This is a genomic window from Wolbachia endosymbiont (group A) of Trypoxylon clavicerum (assembly GCF_947251665.1).
Taxonomy (GTDB): domain Bacteria; phylum Pseudomonadota; class Alphaproteobacteria; order Rickettsiales; family Anaplasmataceae; genus Wolbachia; species Wolbachia pipientis.
In genome coordinates this window covers 479,168-502,059 of sequence record NZ_OX366374.1, presented here as the reverse complement: position 1 = coordinate 502,059, position 22,892 = coordinate 479,168, and the positions used below count along the sequence as shown (strand labels likewise).

The 22,892-nt window shown below is 36.1% G+C and carries 17 protein-coding genes and 4 pseudogenes; 9 read left to right on the top strand and 12 right to left on the bottom strand.

What is annotated here, in order from left to right; genetic code table 11:
- The first annotated feature begins 100 nt into the window (after positions 1-100).
- Together OPR60_RS02500 and dxr are read left to right on the top strand one after the other, a co-directional pair.
- Complete coding sequence (locus OPR60_RS02500; RefSeq protein WP_065094654.1) at positions 101-598, top strand: hypothetical protein; 498 nt, start codon at positions 101-103, stop codon at positions 596-598.
- 82 nt (positions 599-680) lie between these two features.
- Complete coding sequence (gene dxr / locus OPR60_RS02495; protein WP_265039950.1) at positions 681-1,844, top strand: 1-deoxy-D-xylulose-5-phosphate reductoisomerase; 1,164 nt, start codon at positions 681-683, stop codon at positions 1,842-1,844.
- A gap of 372 nt (positions 1,845-2,216) precedes the next feature.
- Here the strand turns inward: dxr and OPR60_RS02490 are convergent.
- The 5 genes and pseudogenes from OPR60_RS02490 to OPR60_RS02475 form a co-directional block, all read right to left on the bottom strand.
- Positions 2,217-2,546: pseudogene (locus OPR60_RS02490) on the bottom strand (transposase family protein); the annotation flags it as partial.
- Positions 2,547-2,595: 49 nt separating this feature from the next.
- On the bottom strand, positions 2,596-3,408 hold the full coding sequence (locus OPR60_RS02485) for a transposase family protein (protein WP_406829593.1): 813 nt from the start codon (positions 3,406-3,408) through the stop codon (positions 2,596-2,598).
- A 63-nt stretch (positions 3,409-3,471) separates the two neighbouring features.
- On the bottom strand, positions 3,472-3,591 hold the full coding sequence (locus tag OPR60_RS06790; RefSeq protein ID WP_406829657.1) for a hypothetical protein: 120 nt from the start codon (positions 3,589-3,591) through the stop codon (positions 3,472-3,474).
- A gap of 22 nt (positions 3,592-3,613) precedes the next feature.
- A pseudogene (locus OPR60_RS02480) lies at positions 3,614-4,016 on the bottom strand (transposase); the annotation flags it as partial.
- Positions 4,017-4,033: 17 nt separating this feature from the next.
- Positions 4,034-4,786 carry an IS5 family transposase gene (locus OPR60_RS02475; RefSeq protein ID WP_265039632.1) on the bottom strand — a complete coding sequence of 251 codons (753 nt, stop codon included), beginning with the start codon at positions 4,784-4,786 and terminating at the stop codon, positions 4,034-4,036.
- An 81-nt stretch (positions 4,787-4,867) separates the two neighbouring features.
- Between OPR60_RS02475 and OPR60_RS02470 the strand changes: the two are divergent.
- Positions 4,868-5,698, top strand: a pseudogene (locus tag OPR60_RS02470) (glycosyltransferase family 2 protein); the annotation flags it as partial.
- Entirely contained in the window at positions 5,656-6,930 is a 1,275-nt protein-coding gene (locus OPR60_RS02465) for a COX15/CtaA family protein (RefSeq protein WP_265039948.1), read from the top strand. The pseudogene OPR60_RS02470 and the gene OPR60_RS02465, both read left to right, overlap by 43 nt.
- Here OPR60_RS02465 and OPR60_RS02460 read toward each other — a convergent pair.
- Both OPR60_RS02460 and OPR60_RS02455 read right to left on the bottom strand, forming a co-directional pair.
- Positions 6,879-8,945 (bottom strand): acetyl-CoA carboxylase biotin carboxylase subunit, encoded by a 2,067-nt coding sequence (locus tag OPR60_RS02460; RefSeq protein ID WP_065094792.1) that lies wholly within the window; start codon positions 8,943-8,945, stop codon positions 6,879-6,881. The two genes, OPR60_RS02465 and OPR60_RS02460, sit on opposite strands and share 52 nt — an antisense overlap.
- Before the next feature lie 70 nt (positions 8,946-9,015).
- Positions 9,016-9,720: a hypothetical protein gene (locus OPR60_RS02455; protein ID WP_065094791.1), complete on the bottom strand. Its 705-nt coding sequence runs from the start codon at positions 9,718-9,720 to the stop codon at positions 9,016-9,018.
- 150 nt (positions 9,721-9,870) lie between these two features.
- Between OPR60_RS02455 and gltX the strand changes: the two genes are divergently transcribed.
- Positions 9,871-11,232, top strand: a complete 1,362-nt coding sequence (gene gltX, locus OPR60_RS02450) for a glutamate--tRNA ligase (RefSeq protein WP_265039945.1) — start codon at positions 9,871-9,873, stop codon at positions 11,230-11,232.
- 329 nt (positions 11,233-11,561) lie between these two features.
- On the opposite strand, the pseudogene OPR60_RS07005 reads toward gltX, so the two are convergent.
- From OPR60_RS07005 to uvrA, 4 genes and pseudogenes are all read right to left on the bottom strand, one after another.
- Positions 11,562-12,217 (bottom strand): annotated as a pseudogene (locus tag OPR60_RS07005) (IS3 family transposase); the annotation flags it as partial.
- A gap of 13 nt (positions 12,218-12,230) precedes the next feature.
- Positions 12,231-12,983, bottom strand: coding sequence for an IS5 family transposase (locus OPR60_RS02440; protein WP_265039650.1), 753 nt, complete (start codon positions 12,981-12,983; stop codon positions 12,231-12,233).
- Between the two features lie 26 nt (positions 12,984-13,009).
- Positions 13,010-13,141 (bottom strand): hypothetical protein, encoded by a 132-nt coding sequence (locus OPR60_RS02435; RefSeq protein ID WP_265039941.1) that lies wholly within the window; start codon positions 13,139-13,141, stop codon positions 13,010-13,012.
- 54 nt (positions 13,142-13,195) lie between these two features.
- Positions 13,196-15,991, bottom strand: a complete 2,796-nt coding sequence (gene uvrA / locus OPR60_RS02430) for an excinuclease ABC subunit UvrA (protein WP_065095384.1) — start codon at positions 15,989-15,991, stop codon at positions 13,196-13,198.
- A 278-nt stretch (positions 15,992-16,269) separates the two neighbouring features.
- Here uvrA and OPR60_RS02425 point away from each other — a divergent pair, with 278 nt between their 5' ends.
- The 4 genes from OPR60_RS02425 (at position 16,270) to lepA (ending at position 21,283) form a co-directional block, all read left to right on the top strand.
- Positions 16,270-17,082 (top strand): transposase family protein, encoded by an 813-nt coding sequence (locus OPR60_RS02425; RefSeq protein ID WP_406829653.1) that lies wholly within the window; start codon positions 16,270-16,272, stop codon positions 17,080-17,082.
- 43 nt (positions 17,083-17,125) lie between these two features.
- Complete coding sequence (locus OPR60_RS02420; protein WP_265039936.1) at positions 17,126-17,821, top strand: IS5 family transposase; 696 nt, start codon at positions 17,126-17,128, stop codon at positions 17,819-17,821.
- A 195-nt stretch (positions 17,822-18,016) separates the two neighbouring features.
- Positions 18,017-19,411, top strand: coding sequence for a malonyl-CoA decarboxylase (locus OPR60_RS02415; protein ID WP_065094868.1), 1,395 nt, complete (start codon positions 18,017-18,019; stop codon positions 19,409-19,411).
- A 75-nt stretch (positions 19,412-19,486) separates the two neighbouring features.
- The gene (gene lepA, locus OPR60_RS02410; RefSeq protein ID WP_065094869.1) at positions 19,487-21,283 is read left to right on the top strand and encodes a translation elongation factor 4; all 1,797 of its coding nucleotides are present in this window, start codon (positions 19,487-19,489) and stop codon (positions 21,281-21,283) included.
- 872 nt (positions 21,284-22,155) lie between these two features.
- Here lepA and trmB read toward each other — a convergent pair.
- On the bottom strand, positions 22,156-22,821 hold the full coding sequence (gene trmB, locus OPR60_RS02405; RefSeq protein ID WP_012673367.1) for a tRNA (guanosine(46)-N7)-methyltransferase TrmB: 666 nt from the start codon (positions 22,819-22,821) through the stop codon (positions 22,156-22,158).
- Positions 22,822-22,892: the final 71 nt, after the last annotated feature.

The window sequence follows — 22,892 nt, the reverse complement described above, 5'->3', positions numbered from 1 at the left end:
GATAACAGAATTGTTTGTATTAGTTATATATTCAAAAGCTCTATTGATATTTTGCAATATTTGTGATAAAATAATAGCTTAAGGTTGAGAGTAAAAATTTATGAGTGAAGCTCAAGGTCCAAATATTGCAGAATGGCAAGCGCAGCAACAACACCAAGAAGCCGCTGGTGAGAAAAGTGGTTTTGGTCTTGGTCACAGTGACTCTGTTTCAACAGTCGTGGATGGAATGAAATGGTTGTTCAACTTTCATGAAGGGGCGATTGCTGCTTATAATAATGTGTTTGAAAGTTTGGTGAGTGGCAGTAGTTTAGTAACACTGTTTGGAAAGTCAGGTAATATGTTTGGCATAAAACTTCTTGAAGGCCTTGCAGAATATTTTTCAGGTGGAGGTGGGGAAGATATGCCATCAGAAGGAATGGACATGGCTCATGGTGATGATGGACATCACTCAGATGATTACCCTCATGCCAATAACGAAATAGCTCATAATGCTGATGGTTTGCAAGACATGCATGATGCAGGTGATCACCATGGTCAATCTTTTTCACCTGGTCCTTCACCATCTGTTGGTGATGACCACGGGCATGAACTTGGTTAAACGCTTAAAAACTGCTGAATAGTATGCGAGAAGGCCTAATAAGAAAAGTTGCTGTTGTTATAATTAACATGAGTTTGTCTTAGTGAAAAAGGTTTCAGTTTTAGGGTCAACAGGAAGTGTTGGAAAAAAGACTGTAGATTTGCTCTCAAAGAGAAAAGAAGAATACCAAGTGGAAGCACTAAGTGCCCATTCGAACTTTGCTCTACTGGCACACCAAGCAAAACTGCTGAATGCAAAATACGTTGCTATCTCCGATGAAAGGTTTTACAAAGATTTAAAAGAAAATCTACTTGGTACAGATGTAAAAATAGCAATTGGTGCTACAAATATTGCTACCATACCTGTTGATCTCTCAGTTGTTGTAATAGTTGGCATTGCAGGCCTTGAGCCAGTTATGGAGGTTATAGAAAGCGGTACCAAAGTCATTGCATTAGCAAATAAAGAAAGCATTGTTTGCGGTGGAAAGTTATTACTTAAAAAAGCTAAAGAAAAAAACGTACAAATAATCTCTATTGACTCTGAGCACAACGCAATTTTTCAAATTTTGCAAAATGACGACAAATGCATAGAAAAGATCATACTTACTGCTTCTGGTGGACCATTCTTAAATTATAGTTCTGAGCAATTAAGAAATGTCATGGTAGATCAGGCGCTTAGTCACCCCACTTGGAATATGGGAAAGAAAATCTCGGTTGATAGCGCAACAATGATGAATAAGGCACTAGAGATAATAGAAGCACATAACTTGTTTAACATCAGCCCGGATAAAATTGAAGCAATAGTGCATCCTGAGTCAATAGTACATGGAATTGTAACTTATAAGGATGGGTTCAACTTTGCTGTGCTTGCAGAGACTGACATGGCAATTCCCATTTCATATGCTTTGTCTTGGCCGGAAAGATCAGCTTTAAATCGTAAATTAGATTTAACAAAGCAAGGAAAATTGACCTTTCAAGAACCAGACCATAAGCGTTTTCCTGCGCTAAAGCTTAGCATGGCAGTGTTAAACTCTTCTGCTTCACAAACAAACAGTATTGTGCTCAATGCTGCAAATGAAATAGCTGTTAATGAATTTTTGAAGTCACGAATCGGCTTTTTAAAAATAGTAGAGGTAGTGGAATCAACAATGGAAAGTTTTGGTAGTTATACTGATATTAATTCACTATCTGATATAATAAATATTGATTATGAAAGTCGTATTATTGCTAATAAAGTTGTTGAAAGTAAAGTTGTTGCGTATAGCTAGAGTAATGTAACCAGACTGTATTCTGTGATTTTTTTTTAGCAAAGCACGATGCACAATCGTCATTCCGCTACTAGTTAGCGGAATCTATGCCGAGATACCGCGAATGAATCGCGGTATGACGGTTCGCGGTGGTATGACGGTTAAGTAATTCGTCATCCCGCTGCTTGTTAGCGGGATCTAGAGATACCGCGAATGAATCGCGGTATGACGGTTCGCGGCGGCATAGCTATAGCTATCTTCAAAAATATGGTTGAATAATTGTGTGTATAATTATTAATATTTTTAAGCACTTTGGCTATGGCTTTATCTAAAGACCTGCTGCGAATCAAGCGATAAAAAAAAGGAAAGGAGGGTGAATAAAATCAAGGTTAACTAAAAGGCGTGCTTAAGATTTACAATACCAGCAATAATATTGAACCTCAAGTTATATTTTTTCTGAAAATTGCGATAAACATTCGACATAATCTTAAATATCTTTATCTCTCGGATCTTATTTTCTACTCTCATTCTAAATGATGCTAACCTTCTATTATGCTCTTTCTGCTCTGGAGTTAATGGCTTTTTACGATACTTTTTATATGGAATTATAACATTGCTTTGCAATTTTTGCCAACCTTGATATCCAGAATCAGCATGTTTTATGCTATCAAGTGGTAAATATTTTTCTTGTTTCCTTATGCGAAAATCACTAGACCTGCTGCGAATCAAGCGATAAAAAAAAGGAAAGGAGGGTGAATAAAATCAAGGTTAACTAAAAGGCGTGCTTAAGATTTACAATACCAGCAATAATATTGAACCTCAAGTTATATTTTTTCTGAAAATTGCGATAAACATTCGACATAATCTTAAATATCTTTATCTCTCGGATCTTATTTTCTACTCTCATTCTAAATGATGCTAACCTTCTATTATGCTCTTTCTGCTCTGGAGTTAATGGCTTTTTACGATACTTTTTATATGGAATTATAACATTGCTTTGCAATTTTTGCCAACCTTGATATCCAGAATCAGCATGTTTTATGCTATCAAGTGGTAAATATTTTTCTTGTTTCCTTATGCGAAAATCACTAATTCTACCACGGTATGACTTTGACACTGATAAAATTCTTCCTCCTTCTTCGATAATAATCTCAATTTTCATAGTGTTGGTTCTTTTTTTTCCTGAATATGATTTCTTCCGTTTTTTACTATCTTCTGGCCTCTGTATTTGCTGTTCTGTAACATCAGCCAAAATCTTCAGTATTTTTTCTGGCGTCATACTTCTATCTTTTGTTATAGTCACTTTTTTGGCGAGTAATGGCTCTATTCTCTTAAGTAACCTACATACATTTGCGTTGTGCACATTGAATAGGCATCCTAAAAATCTATGTGTTATGTAAGTGCGATAGTACAAAATTACGCAAAACAACTTATCTTCCAGAGTTGGTAGTTTTGATCTTCTACCATGACACTTTTTCTGTTTTTCAAGTTTTTTCCATCCAGACCTCACTTTTTCTACTACTTTTTCGAACTCCTCTATACTTAAACCTGTTATATTACGAAAGTTTCTTGGGTGTTTTTTCATATTATAGTAACTAAAGCTCATTTTTTTTCCTTACTTGATCTGCTTATTCTTCTTCTACCCCTCTCACATCATTTTTTCAATCACCTTTTGCAGCAGGTCTATACTTCTACATTCCGCTGGTCCCATCTTTGATATGCTGCCATGCCGATCAACTTCTCCAGAAGAATATTGCCTTGGTGTCAACCCTATATACCCCAGTTGCGGATTAGCCAACGAAGTAAAGCTTAGAAATACAGGGCTTTTTCGGCTGCATGGAATATGAAACAAGCGTAGAAAAAATGTGTACCAAAAAATTTATCGGTGATCTATGGCGAGTATGCTCAATCTCAAATTTGTTTTTCAGAGAGCCAAAAACTGTCTCAATAATCGATCTTTTTCTTAACAAAATCTTCTCATTTAGCGCCATTAATGAGTTTTTCATACCCTTTTTTATACTGGTTACAAGCTTTAACCCTCTATCGAATAATTCGTGAAAAAGATCTTTTTTGATATGTCCTTTATCTCCAAACAATAATCCAGTTAATTTCTTAGTTAAATTTGGCACAGGTATCAACGTTGCCTTTTATCACCGTAACCCCTTGAATTTCGCCAGTTTCATTGATTACTAGGCTCTGTGGACAAAATTTTAGAGAAGCCATACAAGAGCTCCAACAAAATTGAGAAAACCAATAAAAACCTCAGCAGTTTTATCAAATCTGGAAAAAATGCGCCTAAAATTTTTAATTTTACCAAAAAAACACTCAATCAAATGACGTTCTTTGTAGATATGCTCATCGTAATACCTTTGCACTTTTCGATTCCGTTTTGGCGGAATAACTACTGTACATCCCTTGTCTTCAAGACTTGTAACAAAGGCATTGCTATCGTAGCCCTTGTCAGCTACTACAGTAGAGTTATAGATACTTTCGGTCAACACTTGTGCCTGCGTAATTTCATTTCTTTGACCAGGAGTCAGAGTAAATTTAAGTGGATTTCCAAGTGCATCGACAAGCGCATGTATTTTAGTTGTAAAGCCACCTTTGCTCCTCCCTAAAGCTTCTTGATCCTTGGAGTTTTTTGTATATCCAGATGAACATGGATGGGCTCGGATGATCGTACCGTCGATTATAGCAACTTCTAAATCAGGCTCTTGTTTAGTATATTCAAGCAATTTTTTCCAGACATCTCTTTCACACCATCTTTTAAATCGCTTATGTATACTCCTGTAATTACCATAAGTTTTTGGTAAAAGTCTCCATTGGCAACCACTTCGCACTATGTACCACACTGCCTCTATGAATATTCTTAAACGTTTTTCATCTTTGCTGTGCATTCCTTTTACGCTTTTTATGAACTCTAAAATTTGTTTCCAATTTTCCTCTTTGATGTAATATTGCATATGGTAGTTTCTCCATTTTTTACCTATTAGGCTAAACTACCATCTTTTTCTCTCTTTTCATATTTTTTGTCCACAGAGCCTAGAGGAAAGTATGCAGTAATATATGATGCGGACGATAAACCAGACCCATTGCAGTTAAAAAAAGCACTGATTGAATTTAATAAGGGCGACGATAAGTTAGCCTGTGTACAGGCGAAATTAAATTACTATAATTGTGATTATAATTTTCTCACAAAATCCTTTTCTCTGGAGTATATGAACTGGTTTCAATACTTATTGCCTGGATTCCAAAAAATGAACATGCCAATGCCTTTGGGTGGTAGCAGTAATCATTTTTCAGTAAAAATTCTAAAAAAAGTGTTTTTCTGGGATGCTTACAGTGTTACCGAAGATGCTGACCTCGGTTTGAGACTTGCGCAAATGGGATATAAAACCAGGATGATTGACTCAGAAACATTGGAAGAGTCACCAATTGCTGTATTTGCTTGGATTAAGCAAAGAGCGCGCTGGATCAAAGGCTATATGCAAACTTATATTGTTCATTTAAAAAATATAAAGTCACTTTATAAACACACTGGATTTAAGGGAATTTTGCTATTGAATCTTTTTGTTGGCTCTGCAGCTTTTATATTTTTTACTACTCCATTTTTATTGCTTTCATTGATATTAACTAAAGTTTTAAATGAATTATTTTTGTACTACTTTGTAGTGGTATACGTTACTAACCTGATTCTTTTGGTAATAGCTGTCAAACAGCAAAAGATGCCTTTTTATTTTTATATAGTATCGATATTTTTTCCGGTCTATAGTCTGCTACATAGTGTTGCAGCTTTTCTTGCCTTATGGGAATTTATTCTTTACCCTGAGCGATGGAACAAAACTCAGCATGGTTTATGGAAGCAAAACCTGTAGCTATTTGGCTTTTTCTCTGCTGTATTATGGTAATTCTCATGGTGGGGATTGGTGGATTTACCAGACTTTCAAAAGCAGGATTGTCAATCACGGAGTGGAAACCTATTACTGGAACATTACCACCACTGAATGAGCAAGACTGGCTACAAGAAAAATTAAAATACGAAGCTACACCTGAGTATAAAGCATTCAACTATGGTATGAGTATGGAGGAGTTTCGCGCTATATACTTAATAGAGTATGTGCATAGATTAATTGCAAGACTAACAGGTTTAGTTTTTGTCCTGCCATTTATATATTTCACATTAAGAAGAAAAATATCTAAAAAGGTAGTAATAAGGCTATTTATGGCATTATTATTTGGAGCTTTACAAGCTTTTGCTGGTTGGTATATGGTTAAAAGTGGTTTAGTAACTGAACCTCATGTTAGCCACTATAGGCTTGCACTTCACTTATTATTAGCATTAATTATCTTTGCATTATTGTCATATCAATTTTTTGATTACCAAATATGGATCCCAGTGTTACGTACACAACTATACGAACATTGCAGTATAAGAGTAATTTTCACCAAGAAAGATGTCATCCCAGTGCCCAGACACTGGGATCCAGAAAACTTAACTTTAAATAAGTGGCTGCATAGTAAAAGCTGGATTCCAGTGTCAGCTACTTTCATGACACCATTTGCTGTGCAATTTATTTTCAAAAGTAAGCGTTCGTACAGTTGTGTGTCAGCTACTCGGATGACAGGATTTCAATCTACTAACAGTAGTATATATTACACAATACTTATTCTGATTCTAATTGTAATACAAATAATTTTCGGCGCATTTGTTGCGGGATTAAATGCTGGTTTGATTTACAATACCTTTCCACTAATGGACGGACAAATCGTTCCAGAAGATTTATTTTTCTTACAGCCTATATGGCTGAATATCTTTGAGAACAGAGCGACAGTGCAATTTATACATCGAGCACTGGCATTGCTAATACTAACTTTGGTAGTAATACTCACAGTAAAAAATGCTAGCGTAAAACCGGTATATATTATGCTGCTCTCCATGATCACTCAGATAATTTTAGGAGTGGTTACTCTTTTGTTACACATACCAATAGCCATTGCCATAGCTCATCAAGTGTTTTCATTTATCTTGTTTGGGTCAAGTTTGTACTTCTTGTGTTATTTAAGAAAGCAGACTACATCACCAATCTGCACATTTTTTCCTTCTTGAACGGGAATATTTTTTATCACCATTGCTGCTTCAGCACATATGATATTTTCCATTTTCATTGCCTCCACCACAAATAAAGGTTGTCCTATTTCTATCTGATCTCCTACATTTACGTGTAATTTAACTAATAAGCCAGATATTGGGGATTTTACAGCATCTACTGAAATCTCTTCTGTTTTATTGTTTAGCATTAACTTACTTAATTCAGCTACATGAGATTTGAATACACAACATTCAGCTTTCATGCCTGCATGTCTTATGAAGTATTTACTGCCTTGTTTTTCTACTTTAAATGTTATATCAGCATCATCATTAATTGTAATATATAGTAATTTATGACTTGATTTCCACTTGCCTATAACGGAGTATTTATTGTGATTATATACTGTTATTAATATATTATCTTGGTATTTTGCATTTACGGAGTACTCATTGTCATTTATATTCACTATGAATAAATCTCTTGCACGGTCACCTGCCATCCGAGTAGCTGATACTGGTGCCCCTTCTTTTTTACTAGTCACGCGCTGGAATGACACCTGAGATGTTTTATTCACTGCTTCGTAATAGTACCTTTCTTCATTTTCCAAATGAACATATAACGCAGTGAAAATAAATATTTTAATATACTCCTCTGTAACAAAATCGCCGTGAAACCCACTGGGGTAATGGTCTGGAATGAATCTCGTGTGGAGCTTTGCTGCGATAAAATTTGGGTGATGAAAGATGGATTCTAGAAATTCTATATTATTTGTTACTCCTTCTATATAGCATTCAGACAATGCTTTTTGCATTCTGCTGATCGCTTCTACTCTATCTTTTCCATATGTTATAACTTTTGCAATCATTGAGTCATAGAACGTGCTAATTTCTGAACCTGCAGCAACTCCATCATCTATTCTTACATAATCATTTTCACCCGGTTTATCGTAATATTTTATTCTTCCGCTGGAAGGGAAAAATTTCTTCGATGGGTCTTCAGCGCAAATTCTACTTTCTATTGCAGAACCAGTAAGTTTAATATCATCCTGATTGAATCTCAATTTCTCTCCACAGGAAGTTCTAATCATTTCTTCTACTATGTCTATTCCAGTTATAAATTCTGTTACTGGATGCTCAACTTGCAATCTCGTATTTACCTCAAGAAAATAGAAGTTTTGGTCTTTATCTACAACAAACTCAACAGTGCCTGCTGAAAAATAGCCAACTTGCTTTGCCAGAGAAACACATTGAACATACATTTTTTGTCTTACTTCTTCACTAATGAATGGACTTGGCGTTTCTTCTATTATTTTCTGATTATTCCTTTGTATCGAGCATTCTCTTTCTCCAAGACAAACTATATTGCCATATTTATCTGCTATGATTTGTATTTCAATATGTCTTGGCAACTCTATATATTTCTCTATAAAGATACTGCCATCCTTAAAACTTTTCTCTGCTTCATTTGTGGCTGATGTAAATGCTAGTTCAATTTCTTTTTTGGAGTTTACAATTCGCATTCCTTTGCCACCACCGCCTGATGCAGCTTTGAGCATAACGGGAAAACCGACCTCTTTAGCAACTTGAGCTGCGTGGGCAGCATCGCTGATCTTACCCATATATCCTGGCACTACATTCACTCCAGCTTTTCTTGCCGCTTCTTTTGCTGTTATTTTGTTGGCTGTAACTTCTATTGTTTCTGCACTGGGACCTATGAAATCTATATTGTGTTTTTGCAAAGCACGTGGAAAATCTGGATTTTCTGCTAAAAAACCATAGCCAGGATGAACTGCCTCAGCACCTGTTTCAACTGCTACTTCACATATTTTTTCAATGTTTAAATAACTGAGGCAAGATGGCGAAGGGCCGATATATCTTGACTCATCTGCTTGTCTTACATGCACAGAATTTACATCTGCATCCGAATATATGCATACACAAGATATACCCATCCTACGAGCAGTTCTGATAATCCTGCAGGCAATTTCTCCTCTGTTTGCTATTAAAATCTTACTGTACTTCTTTTCCGTCATCGTATAAGTATACTTTCTTAAGCTGAGAAAGTAAATTTCTATATCATTGCCTGCAACTTTTTGTTATATATCAGACAGCCACCCTTGCAAGATCTGTACTACTAAAAGTTTCCACTGGAGTGCTCATGTCATGCAAGTTATGTATCTCACTACACACTTTGCCTGACAGATACGCAGCCCCACCAGAAACTATCCCAGCCATCGTAGCCAGTGCAAGAGATTGAGAAACTAAAAATAAAAAGTATAAAGACAAACATAAAGCAGCAATGCACGCTATAGCTCCTACTATATATAAACACAGGTGAAACTTCTGATTACATATAAGACTGTCTTTTATGCCTGCAATTTCTCTTACTTCTTTCTTAACATCCTTACTAACCCAATCAAGAGGAGTCCTTTTAGATTTATCTAACGCACATCTATTGCCTAATGCATTTTTAATGTAACTTTTAAAATTTTCTGATTTTTCTTTTGTTACTTTTTCCGAAGAATCCAAATGCTCAAATATTCCTCTCACTACATCCGGTAATATCCTCATCTTCGCCGCTATATGGAATGGATTTTCATGATCGTCATTGTACTCTAATAAACGAGCATCACTTTCAATACTTTTTTTGAAAATGAACAAAAATCTTTCAATATTTTTTGTTCTTGCAGCTAAATGCAAGAGATTGTCTCCCCACACTATTAGTTTTATTTTATCAGATGGACCAGTGTGGCTCCAACTTATATTAGCTTGTTCGAGCAAGCTTTCTATATCTACAGATCCAATCATAACATACCTCGCTATATTTAACCAACACTAAATTATACAACATAACTTTATGAAAAACAAGTAAATCTTATCTCTCAGAATAAATAAATTCCACATTGTTACAAACGTGGATTTTGGGTATTATAGCCTATACTTTACTGTAACAATAACATGCCAGACGTAGTCACTAGATTCGCTCCATCACCCACAGGGTTTTTGCACATTGGAGGGGCTCGTACTGCTTTATTCAATTGGCTCTATGCAAAGCATCATGGTGGCAGGTTTTTGCTAAGGATTGAAGACACCGACAGAAAACGTTCAACGCAAGAAGCAATTGATGCAATTATAGAAGGGCTAAAATGGCTCGGTGTGAGCTGTGATGGGGAAATAGTATATCAATCAAAAAGAATAGAGCGGCATAAAGAAGTAGCAAACCTTTTAGTTGAGAAGGGTAGGGCATATCACTGTTACTGTCCTGAAAATGAAGTTGCAGAAAAGAAAATAAAAGCAAGAGAAGAGGGCAAGATATATAAGCACAAATGTATTAGTGTGACATCAGACGTAAAGCCTGTTGTTCGCTTTAAAGTGCCGGATTCGCAAGAGATCGTCATTGATGATAAAATATACGGCCAAATCAAAGTAAATAGCGAGCAGCTTGATGATATAGTGATCTTACGTTCTGATAACACTCCAACATATATTTTTGCCGTAGTGGTTGACGATCATGATGCGGGAATAACCGATATTATACGTGGCTCTGACCATCTCACTAATACCTTTAAACAGTTGCTAATATACCAGGCTCTTGATTTTGACATTCCACGTTTTGCACATGTGCCGCTTATTCATGGGGAAGATGGGAATAAGCTATCCAAAAGGCATGGTGCCACAAGCGATTGCGATTATGAAAAGATGGGAATATTGCCAAAAGCGATGCGTAATTACTTGCTGAGACTTGGCTGGAGTCACGGCAACGATGAGATTATTAGCGATGAGCAAGCAATAGAGTGGTTTAATATAGAAAGTATTGGTCGTTCACCTGCACGGCTCGATTTCAAAAAACTGGAGCATTTGAATAACCACTATATTAGTAATATGAGCAATGAAGATATTCTGACTCTAATGCTTAGAGAAAATACTCTAACTGACAAAAAAAAGGGCTATTTACTGCAGGGACTGACAGAGCTAAAAAAAAGAGCAAACTACCTGACCGAATTATTGGATTTAGCAAAATTTTATATTCAAGATCCGCCACTTGATTTAAGTGAAGAAGCTTGTCAAATTGTCAAATCTAACCTCAATATAATTAAGTTACTCGCATCATTTCTGTCAAAGATCGGTGATGAAAATTGGAATAAGGGTTTTTTATCTTCTCAGATCAAGGAATGTGCAAAATTGCACGATATGAAAATAAGCGATGTATACCACTCATTACGCGCCCCTATAACTGGAGTAATGGATGCACCTGGAATCATTGATATCATGGTGATTCTTGGTAAAGATGAGTGTATAAGAAGGTTACAAGCAATTTAAATGAAATAAGAAAATTACTTGACATCCTTCGCCAGCCCCCTTATCATGACGTGTATAACAATGTTACAAAAAATAATATCATAGAATTCAATAGGATAATCCCTAGAGAATTACTCATCTACAAAAAGCCAAATCGTGTTAATTCTGTTTAGATGTAAAAGATAAGCTAAATCTTTACAAAGAAAACATCTCAAGCAGCAAGACACCTTTGATTGAAAGAGAGCACCAAATTTATGGTGAGCAACTGCGCTACAACTAAATCGACAAATCTTAATAGGGGAAAAACTGACCTTACCCAGAAAAAGTGGAGAGAAAGTTTGGAATGTTTTTCACAAAGAGAATGATGAATCAAAATGCTCAGGAATGCAATAGTTAATAGTGGAGTGTCTACGTTGTTTGTTATAAAAAATTTCTATATATTCAAATATAGCAGTTTTGATATGCTGTTTAGAGTGCCGAGAGGTGTCTATTGGTAACTCCCTTTTTAGAGAACTGAAGAAGCTTTCCACAACAGAATTGTCGTAACAACAACCTTTATGACTCATCTATGTTTTTTATGGATAAGAGATATTGATAACCTTGCGAAGTATATTGTGAACCTTGATCACTATGTAATAGTAGATTTTTGGCAGGTTTACGCTTGTTAACGGCCATTAATAAAGAGTCCATAACCAATTGTTTATTTATTGAACTGCTCATTGACCAGCCAACTACCATGCGTGAATATAGATCGATTATTGTTGCCAAATATAGCCATCCTTCTTTGGTTTTTATATAAGTAATCCCATACTTTATTTGGTTGATCGACAATAAAGTTTTGGTCTAATATATTGGGAGCTACGACTCTACTGTCCGTTTGTTGTTTCTTAATTTTAAATTTTCTTCTCAATATAGCCTGAATACCATTTTTCTGCATAATACTTTGCACTGTTTTTAAGTTGCAACTTTTACCCAAAGCCTTTAATTCAGCATGAATTTTAGGCTCTGTGGACAAAATTTTAGAGAAGCCATACAAGAGCTCCAACAAAATTGAGAAAACCAATAAAAACCTCAGCAGTTTTATCAAATCTGGAAAAAATGCGCCTAAAATTTTTAATTTTACCAAAAAAACACTCAATCAAATGACGTTCTTTGTAGATATGCTCATCGTAATACCTTTGCACTTTTCGATTCCGTTTTGGCGGAATAACTACTGTACATCCCTTGTCTTCAAGACTTGTAACAAAGGCATTGCTATCGTAGCCCTTGTCAGCTACTACAGTAGAGTTATAGATACTTTCGGTCAACACTTGTGCCTGCGTAATTTCATTTCTTTGACCAGGAGTCAGAGTAAATTTAAGTGGATTTCCAAGTGCATCGACAAGCGCATGTATTTTAGTTGTAAAGCCACCTTTGCTCCTCCCTAAAGCTTCTTGATCCTTGGAGTTTTTTGTATATCCAGATGAACATGGATGGGCTCGGATGATCGTACCGTCGATTATAGCAACTTCTAAATCAGGCTCTTGTTTAGTATATTCAAGCAATTTTTTCCAGACATCTCTTTCACACCATCTTTTAAATCGCTTATGTATACTCCTGTAATTACCATAAGTTTTTGATAAAAGTCTCCATTGGCAACCACTTCGCACTATGTACCACACTGCCTCTATGAATATTCTTAAACGTTTTTCATCTTTGCTGTGCATTCCTTTTACGCTTTTTATGAACTCTAAAATTTGTTTCCAATTTTCCTCTTTGATGTAATATTGCATATGGTAGTTTCTCCATTTTTTACCTATTAGGCTAAACTACCATCTTTTTCTCTCTTTTCATATTTTTTGTCCACAGAGCCTAGTGTGTTATCTTCTGCTTTCTTAGCAGGTACAACTCCATATTCAACGTACCTTCTAAAGTATCGATATACTGACATTCTTATCTCCAAATCATAAATATGCAACCTAGCCTAATATAATTAAGAAATAGTTTATAATAAATACGTTTTAAGATACCTGCCTGTAACACTTTCTGGAATTTTTACCACTTCTTCTGGAGTTCCAGTAGCAATCACTTCTCCGCCTTTTATTCCGCCCTCTGGTCCGATGTCTATTATATAATCTGCAGTTTTTATAACGTGCAAATTGTGCTCGATAACTATAACAGTGTTTCCCAGATCGACTAATCTATGGAGTATTTTTAGTAAGTTATTTATATCTTCAAAGTGTAATCCAGTTGTTGGCTCATCAAGAATATACAATGTTCTTCCGGTAAATCGTTTTGATAGCTCCTTGGACAGCTTTATTCGTTGTGCTTCACCCCCAGACAACGTTGTTGACGACTGTCCGAGTTTTATATAGCCAAGCCCCACTTCCTGCAAAGAAATCAACTTTTCTTTTACCATTGGAAGGTTTTCAAAAAAACCACAAGCTTGATCTATCGTCATATCAAGCACATCAGAGATTGATTTTTCTTTATAAGTAACTTCCAATGTTTCCCGATTATACCTTCGCCCTTTACACTGCTCACACTTCACATAAACGTCCGGTAGAAAATGCATCTCTATCTTTAAGTGCCCATCACCTTTACAAGCCTCACACCTTCCCCCTCTGGTATTAAATGAAAACCGGCCTATATTATATCCCCTTGCTTTTGACTCCGAAAGACCTGCAAACCAATTTCTTATATGAGTAAACATACCGACATATGTTGCTGGATTTGACGCAGGAGTTCTACCAATTGGCGACTGATCGACTTCTATAACTTTATCTATATATTCAAGGCCTTCTATTCTATCACACTGACCATACCTTGCAGACGAATGATGTATCTTATGTGCTGAATATTTATATAACGTTTCTATGACTAAACTTGATTTTCCCCCTCCTGATATTCCAGTAACACAAATAAGATTCCCTATAGGAAATTTAACGTTCACATTTTTTAAGTTATTTTCACATGCATTTATTACTTTTATGAACTGAGTTGCTTGCTTTCTTCTCCTTGGAATTAAAATTTTTTTCTCTCCACTCAAATATTGCCCTGTTATGCTCTCTGAATTTCTTTGCACCTGGTCTGGTGTTCCTTCTGCAACAACTTTTCCACCATTTACGCCAGCTCCAGGACCAATATCAATCGCATAATCAGCAGCCATTATTGTATCTTCATCATGCTCAACAACGATTACAGTGTTACCCATGTCTCTCAAGTTTTTCAGTGTAGCAATTAACCGATCATTATCGCATTGATGAAGGCCTATCGAGGGTTCATCAAGCACATACAGCACTCCTGTTAAACCAGAGCCAATTTGTGAAGCAAGTCTGATCCTCTGACTCTCACCGCCAGAGAGAGTGCTAGATTCTCGATCAAGCGTTAGGTAATTCAACCCTACATTCTTTAAAAATGCTAGCCTCTTGATTATTTCATTTAATATTTTACTTGAGATTTGCTTCTGTTGTTCTGTGAGCTTGTCTGGCAAATTTTCAAACCACTTAAGGGATTCATCGATGCTGAGCCTAGATATTTCACCTATATGTTTGCTATCAATTTTTACTGTAAGCGCTTCTTTTTTCAATCTATAGCCAGTACATTCTCTGCAGTGAGTGACAGAGCAATATCGCTCAACAAGTGTTTCATCATAATCCATCTGGTTCTCCAAGATACTGATCAAACCTTGAAATTTATTAGAGCCAAAGAGTATCATATCTTTTACTTCTTGATCTATGTTCTTCCACGGAATATCAAGGTTAAATTTGTAGTTTTCAGCCAGTGATAGAATTGCACTTTTTAGAAATCCATAACCTGTGTGCACTTGACGGAACATTGATCCCACTGGCTTTAAAGCACCCTCAGATATTGAAAGAGTTTCATCCGGTACTATTAGCTTTATATCAACACTTAGTTTTTTACCAAGCCCATTACACGAACCACATGCACCGTAAGGGCTGTTAAAAGAAAATAATCTTGGTTCTATTTCCTCAAGAGTGAAACCAGACTCGGGGCATGCAAAATTCTCTGAAAAAGTCAGAATTTGACCATTTTTATACTCGGAATTATGGTTGTCAGGTAGGTTTACTATTTCTACATACATTAGACCATTACCAAGTTTTAGTGCGGATTCTATACTACTTGGCAGTCGATTTCCTATATCGCCCAATATTGATATTCTATCTGCAACCACAAAAACGTCGTGTTTCTTATTCTTATCGAGTTTAGGCAAGTCATCTACATTGTACACTTCACCATCTATTTTGAACCTTACGTAACCTTGTCTTTTAATTTCCAATATCTCTTTAAGATGTTCTCCCTTTCTACCACGCACAACAGGGGCAAGTATATATATCTTAGTTTCTAAAGGTAACGCAATTATAGTATCTACAATTTGAGACACCGTTTGTTTTGTTATTGGTAATCCAGTTGCAGGTGAATAAGGAACTCCTATTCGTGCATATACTAAGCGCAAGTAATCGTAAATTTCGGTAACAGTTCCAACTGTTGACCTTGGATTTTTTGAGATCGATTTCTGGTTGATAGATATTGCAGGAGAGAGACCTGTAATCGACTCAACATCTGGTTTATCCTGAATGTTGAGAAATTGACGCGCGTAAGCTGACAGGCTTTCAACGTACCGGCGTTGGCCTTCTGCATAAATCGTATCAAATGCGAGGCTAGACTTGCCAGAACCACTTAGCCCAGTTATAACAACTAGCTTATTTTTCGGTATATTGACGTCTACACCTTGCAGATTATGTTCCCTTGCGCCCTTAACTCTGATAAAATCGTCCATATTATACCATACAGCGTATTAATCATTATAGCCTCAAAATACGTGAATTTATAGTGATATATTGATTTTTTCAACTGTTACGGAAAATTAGGCAGCGTTTGATAAATCGTCATTCCGCTACTTGTTAGCGGCTGAGATACCGCGACGGTATGACGGTTAAGTAGGCCAGTGCCCCTATAGATCTGCTGCAAAAGGTGATTGAAAAAATGATGTGAGAGGGGTAGAAGAAGAATAAGCAGATCAAGTAAGGAAAAAAAATGAGCTTTAGTTACTATAATATGAAAAAACACCCAAGAAACTTTCGTAATATAACAGGTTTAAGTATAGAGGAGTTCGAAAAAGTAGTAGAAAAAGTGAGGTCTGGATGGAAAAAACTTGAAAAACAGAAAAAGCGTCATGGTAGAAGATCAAAACTACCAACTCTGGAAGATAAGTTGTTTTGCGTAATTTTGTACTATCGCACTTACATAACACATAGATTTTTAGGATGCCTATTCAATGTGCACAACGCAAATGTATGTAGGTTACTTAAGAGAATAGAGCCATTACTCGCCAAAAAAGTGACTATAACAAAAGATAGAAGTATGACGCCAGAAAAAATACTGAAGATTTTGGCTGATGTTACAGAACAGCAAATACAGAGGCCAGAAGATAGTAAAAAACGGAAGAAATCATATTCAGGAAAAAAAAGAACCAACACTATGAAAACTGAGATTATTATCGAAGAAGGAGGAAGAATTTTATCAGTGTCAAAGTCATACCGTGGTAGAATTAGTGATTTTCGCATAAGGAAACAAGAAAAATATTTACCACTTGATAGCATAAAACATGCTGATTCTGGATATCAAGGTTGGCAAAAATTGCAAAGCAATGTTATAATTCCATATAAAAAGTATCGTAAAAAGCCATTAACTCCAGAGCAGAAAGAGCATAATAGAAGGTTAGCATCATTTAGAATGAGAGTAGAAAATAAGATCCGAGAGATAAAGATATTTAAGATTATGTCGAATGTTTATCGCAATTTTCAGAAAAAATATAACTTGAGGTTCAATATTATTGCTGGTATTGTAAATCTTAAGCACGCCTTTTAGTTAACCTTGATTTTATTCACCCTCCTTTCCTTTTTTTTATCGCTTGATTCGCAGCAGGTCTAAAGATGAAAAACGTTTAAGAATATTCATAGAGGCAGTGTGGTACATAGTGCGAAGTGGTTGCCAATGGAGACTTTTACCAAAAACTTATGGTAATTACAGGAGTATACATAAGCGATTTAAAAGATGGTGTGAAAGAGATGTCTGGAAAAAATTGCTTGAATATACTAAACAAGAGCCTGATTTAGAAGTTGCTATAATCGACGGTACGATCATCCGAGCCCATCCATGTTCATCTGGATATACAAAAAACTCCAAGGATCAAGAAGCTTTAGGGAGGAGCAAAGGTGGCTTTACAACTAAAATACATGCGCTTGTCGATGCACTTGGAAATCCACTTAAATTTACTCTGACTCCTGGTCAAAGAAATGAAATTACGCAGGCACAAGTGTTGACCGAAAGTATCTATAACTCTACTGTAGTAGCTGACAAGGGCTATGATAGCAATGCCTTTGTTACAAGTCTTGAAGACAAGGGATGTACAGTAGTTATTCCGCCAAAACGGAATCGAAAAGTGCAAAGGTATTACGATGAGCATATCTACAAAGAACGTCATTTGATTGAGTGTTTTTTTGGTAAAATTAAAAATTTTAGGCGCATTTTTTCCAGATTTGATAAAACTGCTGAGGTTTTTATTGGTTTTCTCAATTTTGTTGGAGCTCTTGTATGGCTTCTCTAAAATTTTGTCCACAGAGCCTAGTAATAGTGCCTGCTATGTAGCTAAATTTTCTTTTAACTTAAGCTATATGTAGCTAAAATAACTTGGGTTTACCGACAACCGTCATCCCGCTAGTGGGATCTCTTGTTAGCGGCTGAGATGCCGCGGCGGTATGACGTACTGACTTGCATTAGCCATGTATAATAAAGGTAATCTATGACAAAAGAATCATTGGTAAAAACTGATATAGTGAAAGTTGAAGACAAAAAGGCGGTAGGAAGCTTTTTTAAAATACTAGGTGGAGTGGCAGATGCTGTAAGATCGTGGATTGGTAACATCAGTCCTGATTTAAGCAACAGTCGCGATATCGATAGTTTAGTCTTGAAGATGAACGAGTGCTTAAACCCAAAGGGAGGGGAGGTTTCAGCACGTAAGAACGCTGTATCTCTTGGTAACCTGTACTTGAGCTTATCAGAGAAAGGTAAAATAAAATTTCTACAAACCCTGGCAGAAAAATTTAATCCGAATAAAGCGGAAATAGATGAGAAAATTAGAGAGTATAAGAAAAACCAAGATCCCGAGTTAAACTATAAATTTGAACAGGATTTAATAAAAATTCTTGAATCACCGCGTTCTAAAATATTAAAGCAATTTATTTCTTTACCAGAAGGCCTTAAGTTTATTGTTGATATGCGTTCTGACGTGCTTAAGCTAAAGAACCAATATAGAAGCTTGAATCCACTAGAGAACGAATTAAAAAATATACTCTATACTTGGGTTGATGTTGATCTACTTGATCTTCGTCAAATCACCTGGGATTCACCTGCATCATTGCTAGAAAAACTTATAAAATATGAAGCTGTGCATAAAATTTCCTCTTGGGATGACTTAAAAAACAGGCTGGGTCTCTGTTTTGCTTTTTTTCATTACAAGATACCAAACGAACCTCTAATTTTTGTAGAGGTTGCATTGGTGGATAAGATTGCAGATAGTATTCAACACCTTTTAGATGAGTCGGTACCTTCAAATGATCCAAGTAGTGCGAGCACTGCTATATTCTATTCAATATCAAATACTCAAGCAGGGTTATCTGGAATCAGCCTTGGTAATTTTTTGATCAAAAGGGTTGTGGAAAAGCTATCACAGGAATTTAAAAGTATAAAAACATACGCAACTCTTTCTCCAATACCTGGCTTTACGAAATGGCTAAAAAACAATCTAAACCAAGATGTCACTTTATTGGGCAAACTAAATATAAAACAATCTAGTGCAGAAATTTTAGAAAGTGCAGAGCAATTAAAAATTAACGTTGAATGTATAAATGAAACTAAACAATGCATGCTTAAACTATGTGCATATTATTTACTAAAAGTGAATAATAGTAATGGGAATGCTTATGATCCGGTGGCGCATTTTCATTTAAGCAATGGTGCATCGATAAAACAATTAAACTGGATGGCGGATACTTCTGAAAAGGGTATTAGTCAGTCGGCTGGAATGATGGTGAATTATCTGTATGAGTTGCCTAAAATAGATAATAATCATGAGAATTATATGATTAATAAAGTGATTTCCTGCTCGAAAAAAGTGTCGTCTATGTTGAAGGAGTAAATAGTCTCTTAATAAAGGATTGCCCTCACAACACTTAAAATGTAAAATGGTTCTACTTAAATAAAATAGCCATAAATGAACAACATAAGAAATTTTGCAATAATAGCGCATATAGACCACGGTAAGTCAACGCTTGCTGACCGTTTAATAGAGGAATGTAACGGCCTTGAAGCAAGAGAAATGATCAATCAAATACTCGATTCAATGGATATAGAACGCGAACGTGGGATTACAATTAAGGCACAGACAGTAAAACTCAATTATACGGCAAATGACGGTAATCAATATTGCCTAAATCTCATGGACACCCCAGGTCACGTTGACTTTTCTTACGAGGTAAGCCGAAGCTTAGCCGCATGTGAAGGTTCACTTTTAGTGGTAGATAGTAGCCAGGGCGTTGAAGCACAAACCCTTGCAAATGTATATAAAGCTATTGACAACAATCATGAAATAATAGTTGTGCTCAATAAAGTTGATCTTCCTGCTGCAGATCCAGAAGGGGTAAAACTCCAGGTTGAGGAAATAATCGGTATTGACGCAAGTGAGTCAGTTTTAATATCAGCAAAAACTGGACTTGGAATAAAAGATGTACTTGAAGCAATAGTGGCAAAACTTCCAGCTCCTCAAGGTGATGTAAATGCTCCACTGCAAGCAATTTTAGTTGATAGTTGGTATGACACTTACTTAGGAGTGGTAATTTTAGTGCGAGTTAAAAATGGAGTGCTAAAAAAAGGCATGAGAATTGTTATGATGTCTAATAATGCTACATATCAGATAGATAATATCGGTATTTTCACCCCTAAAAAAGTGATGACGGGTGAACTTTCAGCGGGTGAAGTTGGTTTTATAACTGCTTCAATGAAGGAAGTAGCAGACTGCAAGGTAGGGGACACTATCACTGAGGAAAAGAGACCTTGTAGTAAAGCACTTCCTGGATTTAAAGAAGTGCATCCTGTGGTATTTTGTAGCATTTTTCCTCATAAAACGGATGATTTTAAATATCTAAGAGAAGCTCTAGAAAAGTTACATTTAAATGATGCAAGTTTTACCTTCGAGGCTGAAACTTCAAATGCACTAGGCTATGGATTTCGTTGTGGTTTTTTGGGAATGTTGCATCTTGAAGTTATTCAAGAAAGGCTCGAGAGAGAATTTGATTTAGACCTAACAGCAACTGCACCGAGTGTTATATATAGGGTTACAACACGAGGTGGTGAAGTTTTGAATATTCATAACCCAAGTGATATGCCAGATCCAACGAAAATTGAAATTGTGGAAGAACCATGGATTACCGCAACCATAATGGTCCCTGACCAATACTTGGGAGAGATTCTATCTCTATGTGAAGAAAGGAGGGGAGAACAGGAGGATTTATCTTACATTGGTAACACAACAACAGCATTGTTAAGATATAAATTACCACTGTCTGAAGTTGTTTTTGACTTTTATGATCGATTAAAATCAATTTCCAAAGGATATGCAAGTTTGGATTGGGAAATTTCCAGCTATCTGGTAAGCCAAATAGATAAATTAAGCTTTTTAATTAATGGAGAGCCCGTAGATGCACTGGCTTGTATCGTTCACAAAAGTAGGGCAGAAAAAAGGGGGCGTGAAATATGTGCACGCTTGAAGGATTTAATACCACGTCAGCAATATAAAATCGCGATTCAAGCGGCAGTGGGTGGAAAAATTATTGCCAGAGAAACGATTAATCCATATAGAAAAGATGTAACAGCTAAACTCTATGGTGGAGATGTAACGCGAAGAATGAAACTACTTGAAAAGCAAAAGAAAGGTAAAAAAAGGTTACATTCTATAGGGAACGTAAATATTCCACAGAATGCTTTTATTCAAGCCTTGAAGATAAGTGATTGATCTTAAAAGACTTCTTGTATAGTTTTTGGCAACAACCGTTAGAAACGAAAAAACTTACTTGACAAACTCCGCCAGCCCCCTTATTGTAGTATTAAGGGTATTTATGACTCAAAACTTGTTTTTGATCTGCGCAGGTTCAACAACAAAAATTCAGTAAAAAACTCAGAGTATTTATTGGCGGATTACATAAAATTATAGCGGCTGCATGTCTTTTAAATTTTTTCTACATTCAGCCAAATCGCGCTTATTTTAAGCGTTAGCACATTATTACAGCGCCACTTACAGTAATATAGAGTCAAAACTCGCACCACGGGGCTTCTTTTGCCTTTTTTTTCATTTAGTAAATTTCTTAATGTTTGTGGCTAAAAGAGTCCAAGAGAGGTGTCATGCCAGTGCTCCTTTTTTTGTCATCCCAGTGCTTGACACTGGGATCCAGCATTTCACGCAATCCCATCAAGAACGTTGTATTTTACATAACACTTTTATGCTTACCAACTTAATAAAATTCCTGGATCCCAGTGTCTGGGCACTGGGATGACACCCTTTTGGATAGAAACCAGTGTCTGGGCACTGGAATGACACCGAAGGGGCTACTGCTGTCTTGGATGGAAACCAGTGTCAGCTACTTTCATGACACCCTGACCTCGTCATCCCGCAGCGGGATCTCTTGTTAGCGCCGCGGCGGTATGACGATTCGCAGCGGCATGACGAGAAAGGGGCTACTTGGATGATACCTTTTTTCTACTTAGTTTGGGTTATGCAAGAAGTCTATTCCTTCATAAGGAGAAGTAGTTAAAGGAATTTACTCTATTTCTCCCTCTTTTTTTATTATTTTTAATCTATAGTTAACGTAAAAGAGATATGCAAAAACTCTATTGATCCATAGTCTGCAAATTATTAATAACACTTACTTTAAAGAACCTCACTTTACGCTGATCTTTGAGCGCTCTTCTGTGGTATTTTGTAAGAGTATAACTTGTGAAATCGTCTTCCCTATAGATTAAAGAGTTACACTGCTTTATATGTGATGCTATCCACTCTGCATAGTCCTGATGATCGGTTGCAATGAATATTTCCCCTGTTATAAGTATTTTTTTTGCTAATAAATTTAAAAATTCCGTATTAATTAATCGTCTTTTATTGTGACTTCTTTTTGGCCATGGATCTGGAAAGAGAATAAAGAATCTTTCAACACTGTTATCAGGAAAATTTGCAATCAATTCTCTTGCATCTTCTGTCCACATTAAAATATTTTTTATGTTCTGTATTTCTATGTTTGTTAGCAAGCGAGAAACCCCCTTTAAGTAGGGCTCACATCCTATAAATAATAGATCAGGTTCATTGAGCACCTGGTAAAGCATATTTTCACCGTTGCCAAAGCCTATTTCTACCCATATTCTTTTTTGTGAATTTACAATTTTCTCTATAGATTCCTTGCTGTTTTGAATAGAATATTTTTCCAATATTTCATCAACATCAGGTTTTAGCCTGGACCTTCTGGAGAACGATCTAATCCACTTGCTATTCTTAAATAGCATATTCTTGATACATATATAATTTTCTCACTATATTTTATATAGCTTAAACAATTCTCGAAATGAGTTAATGA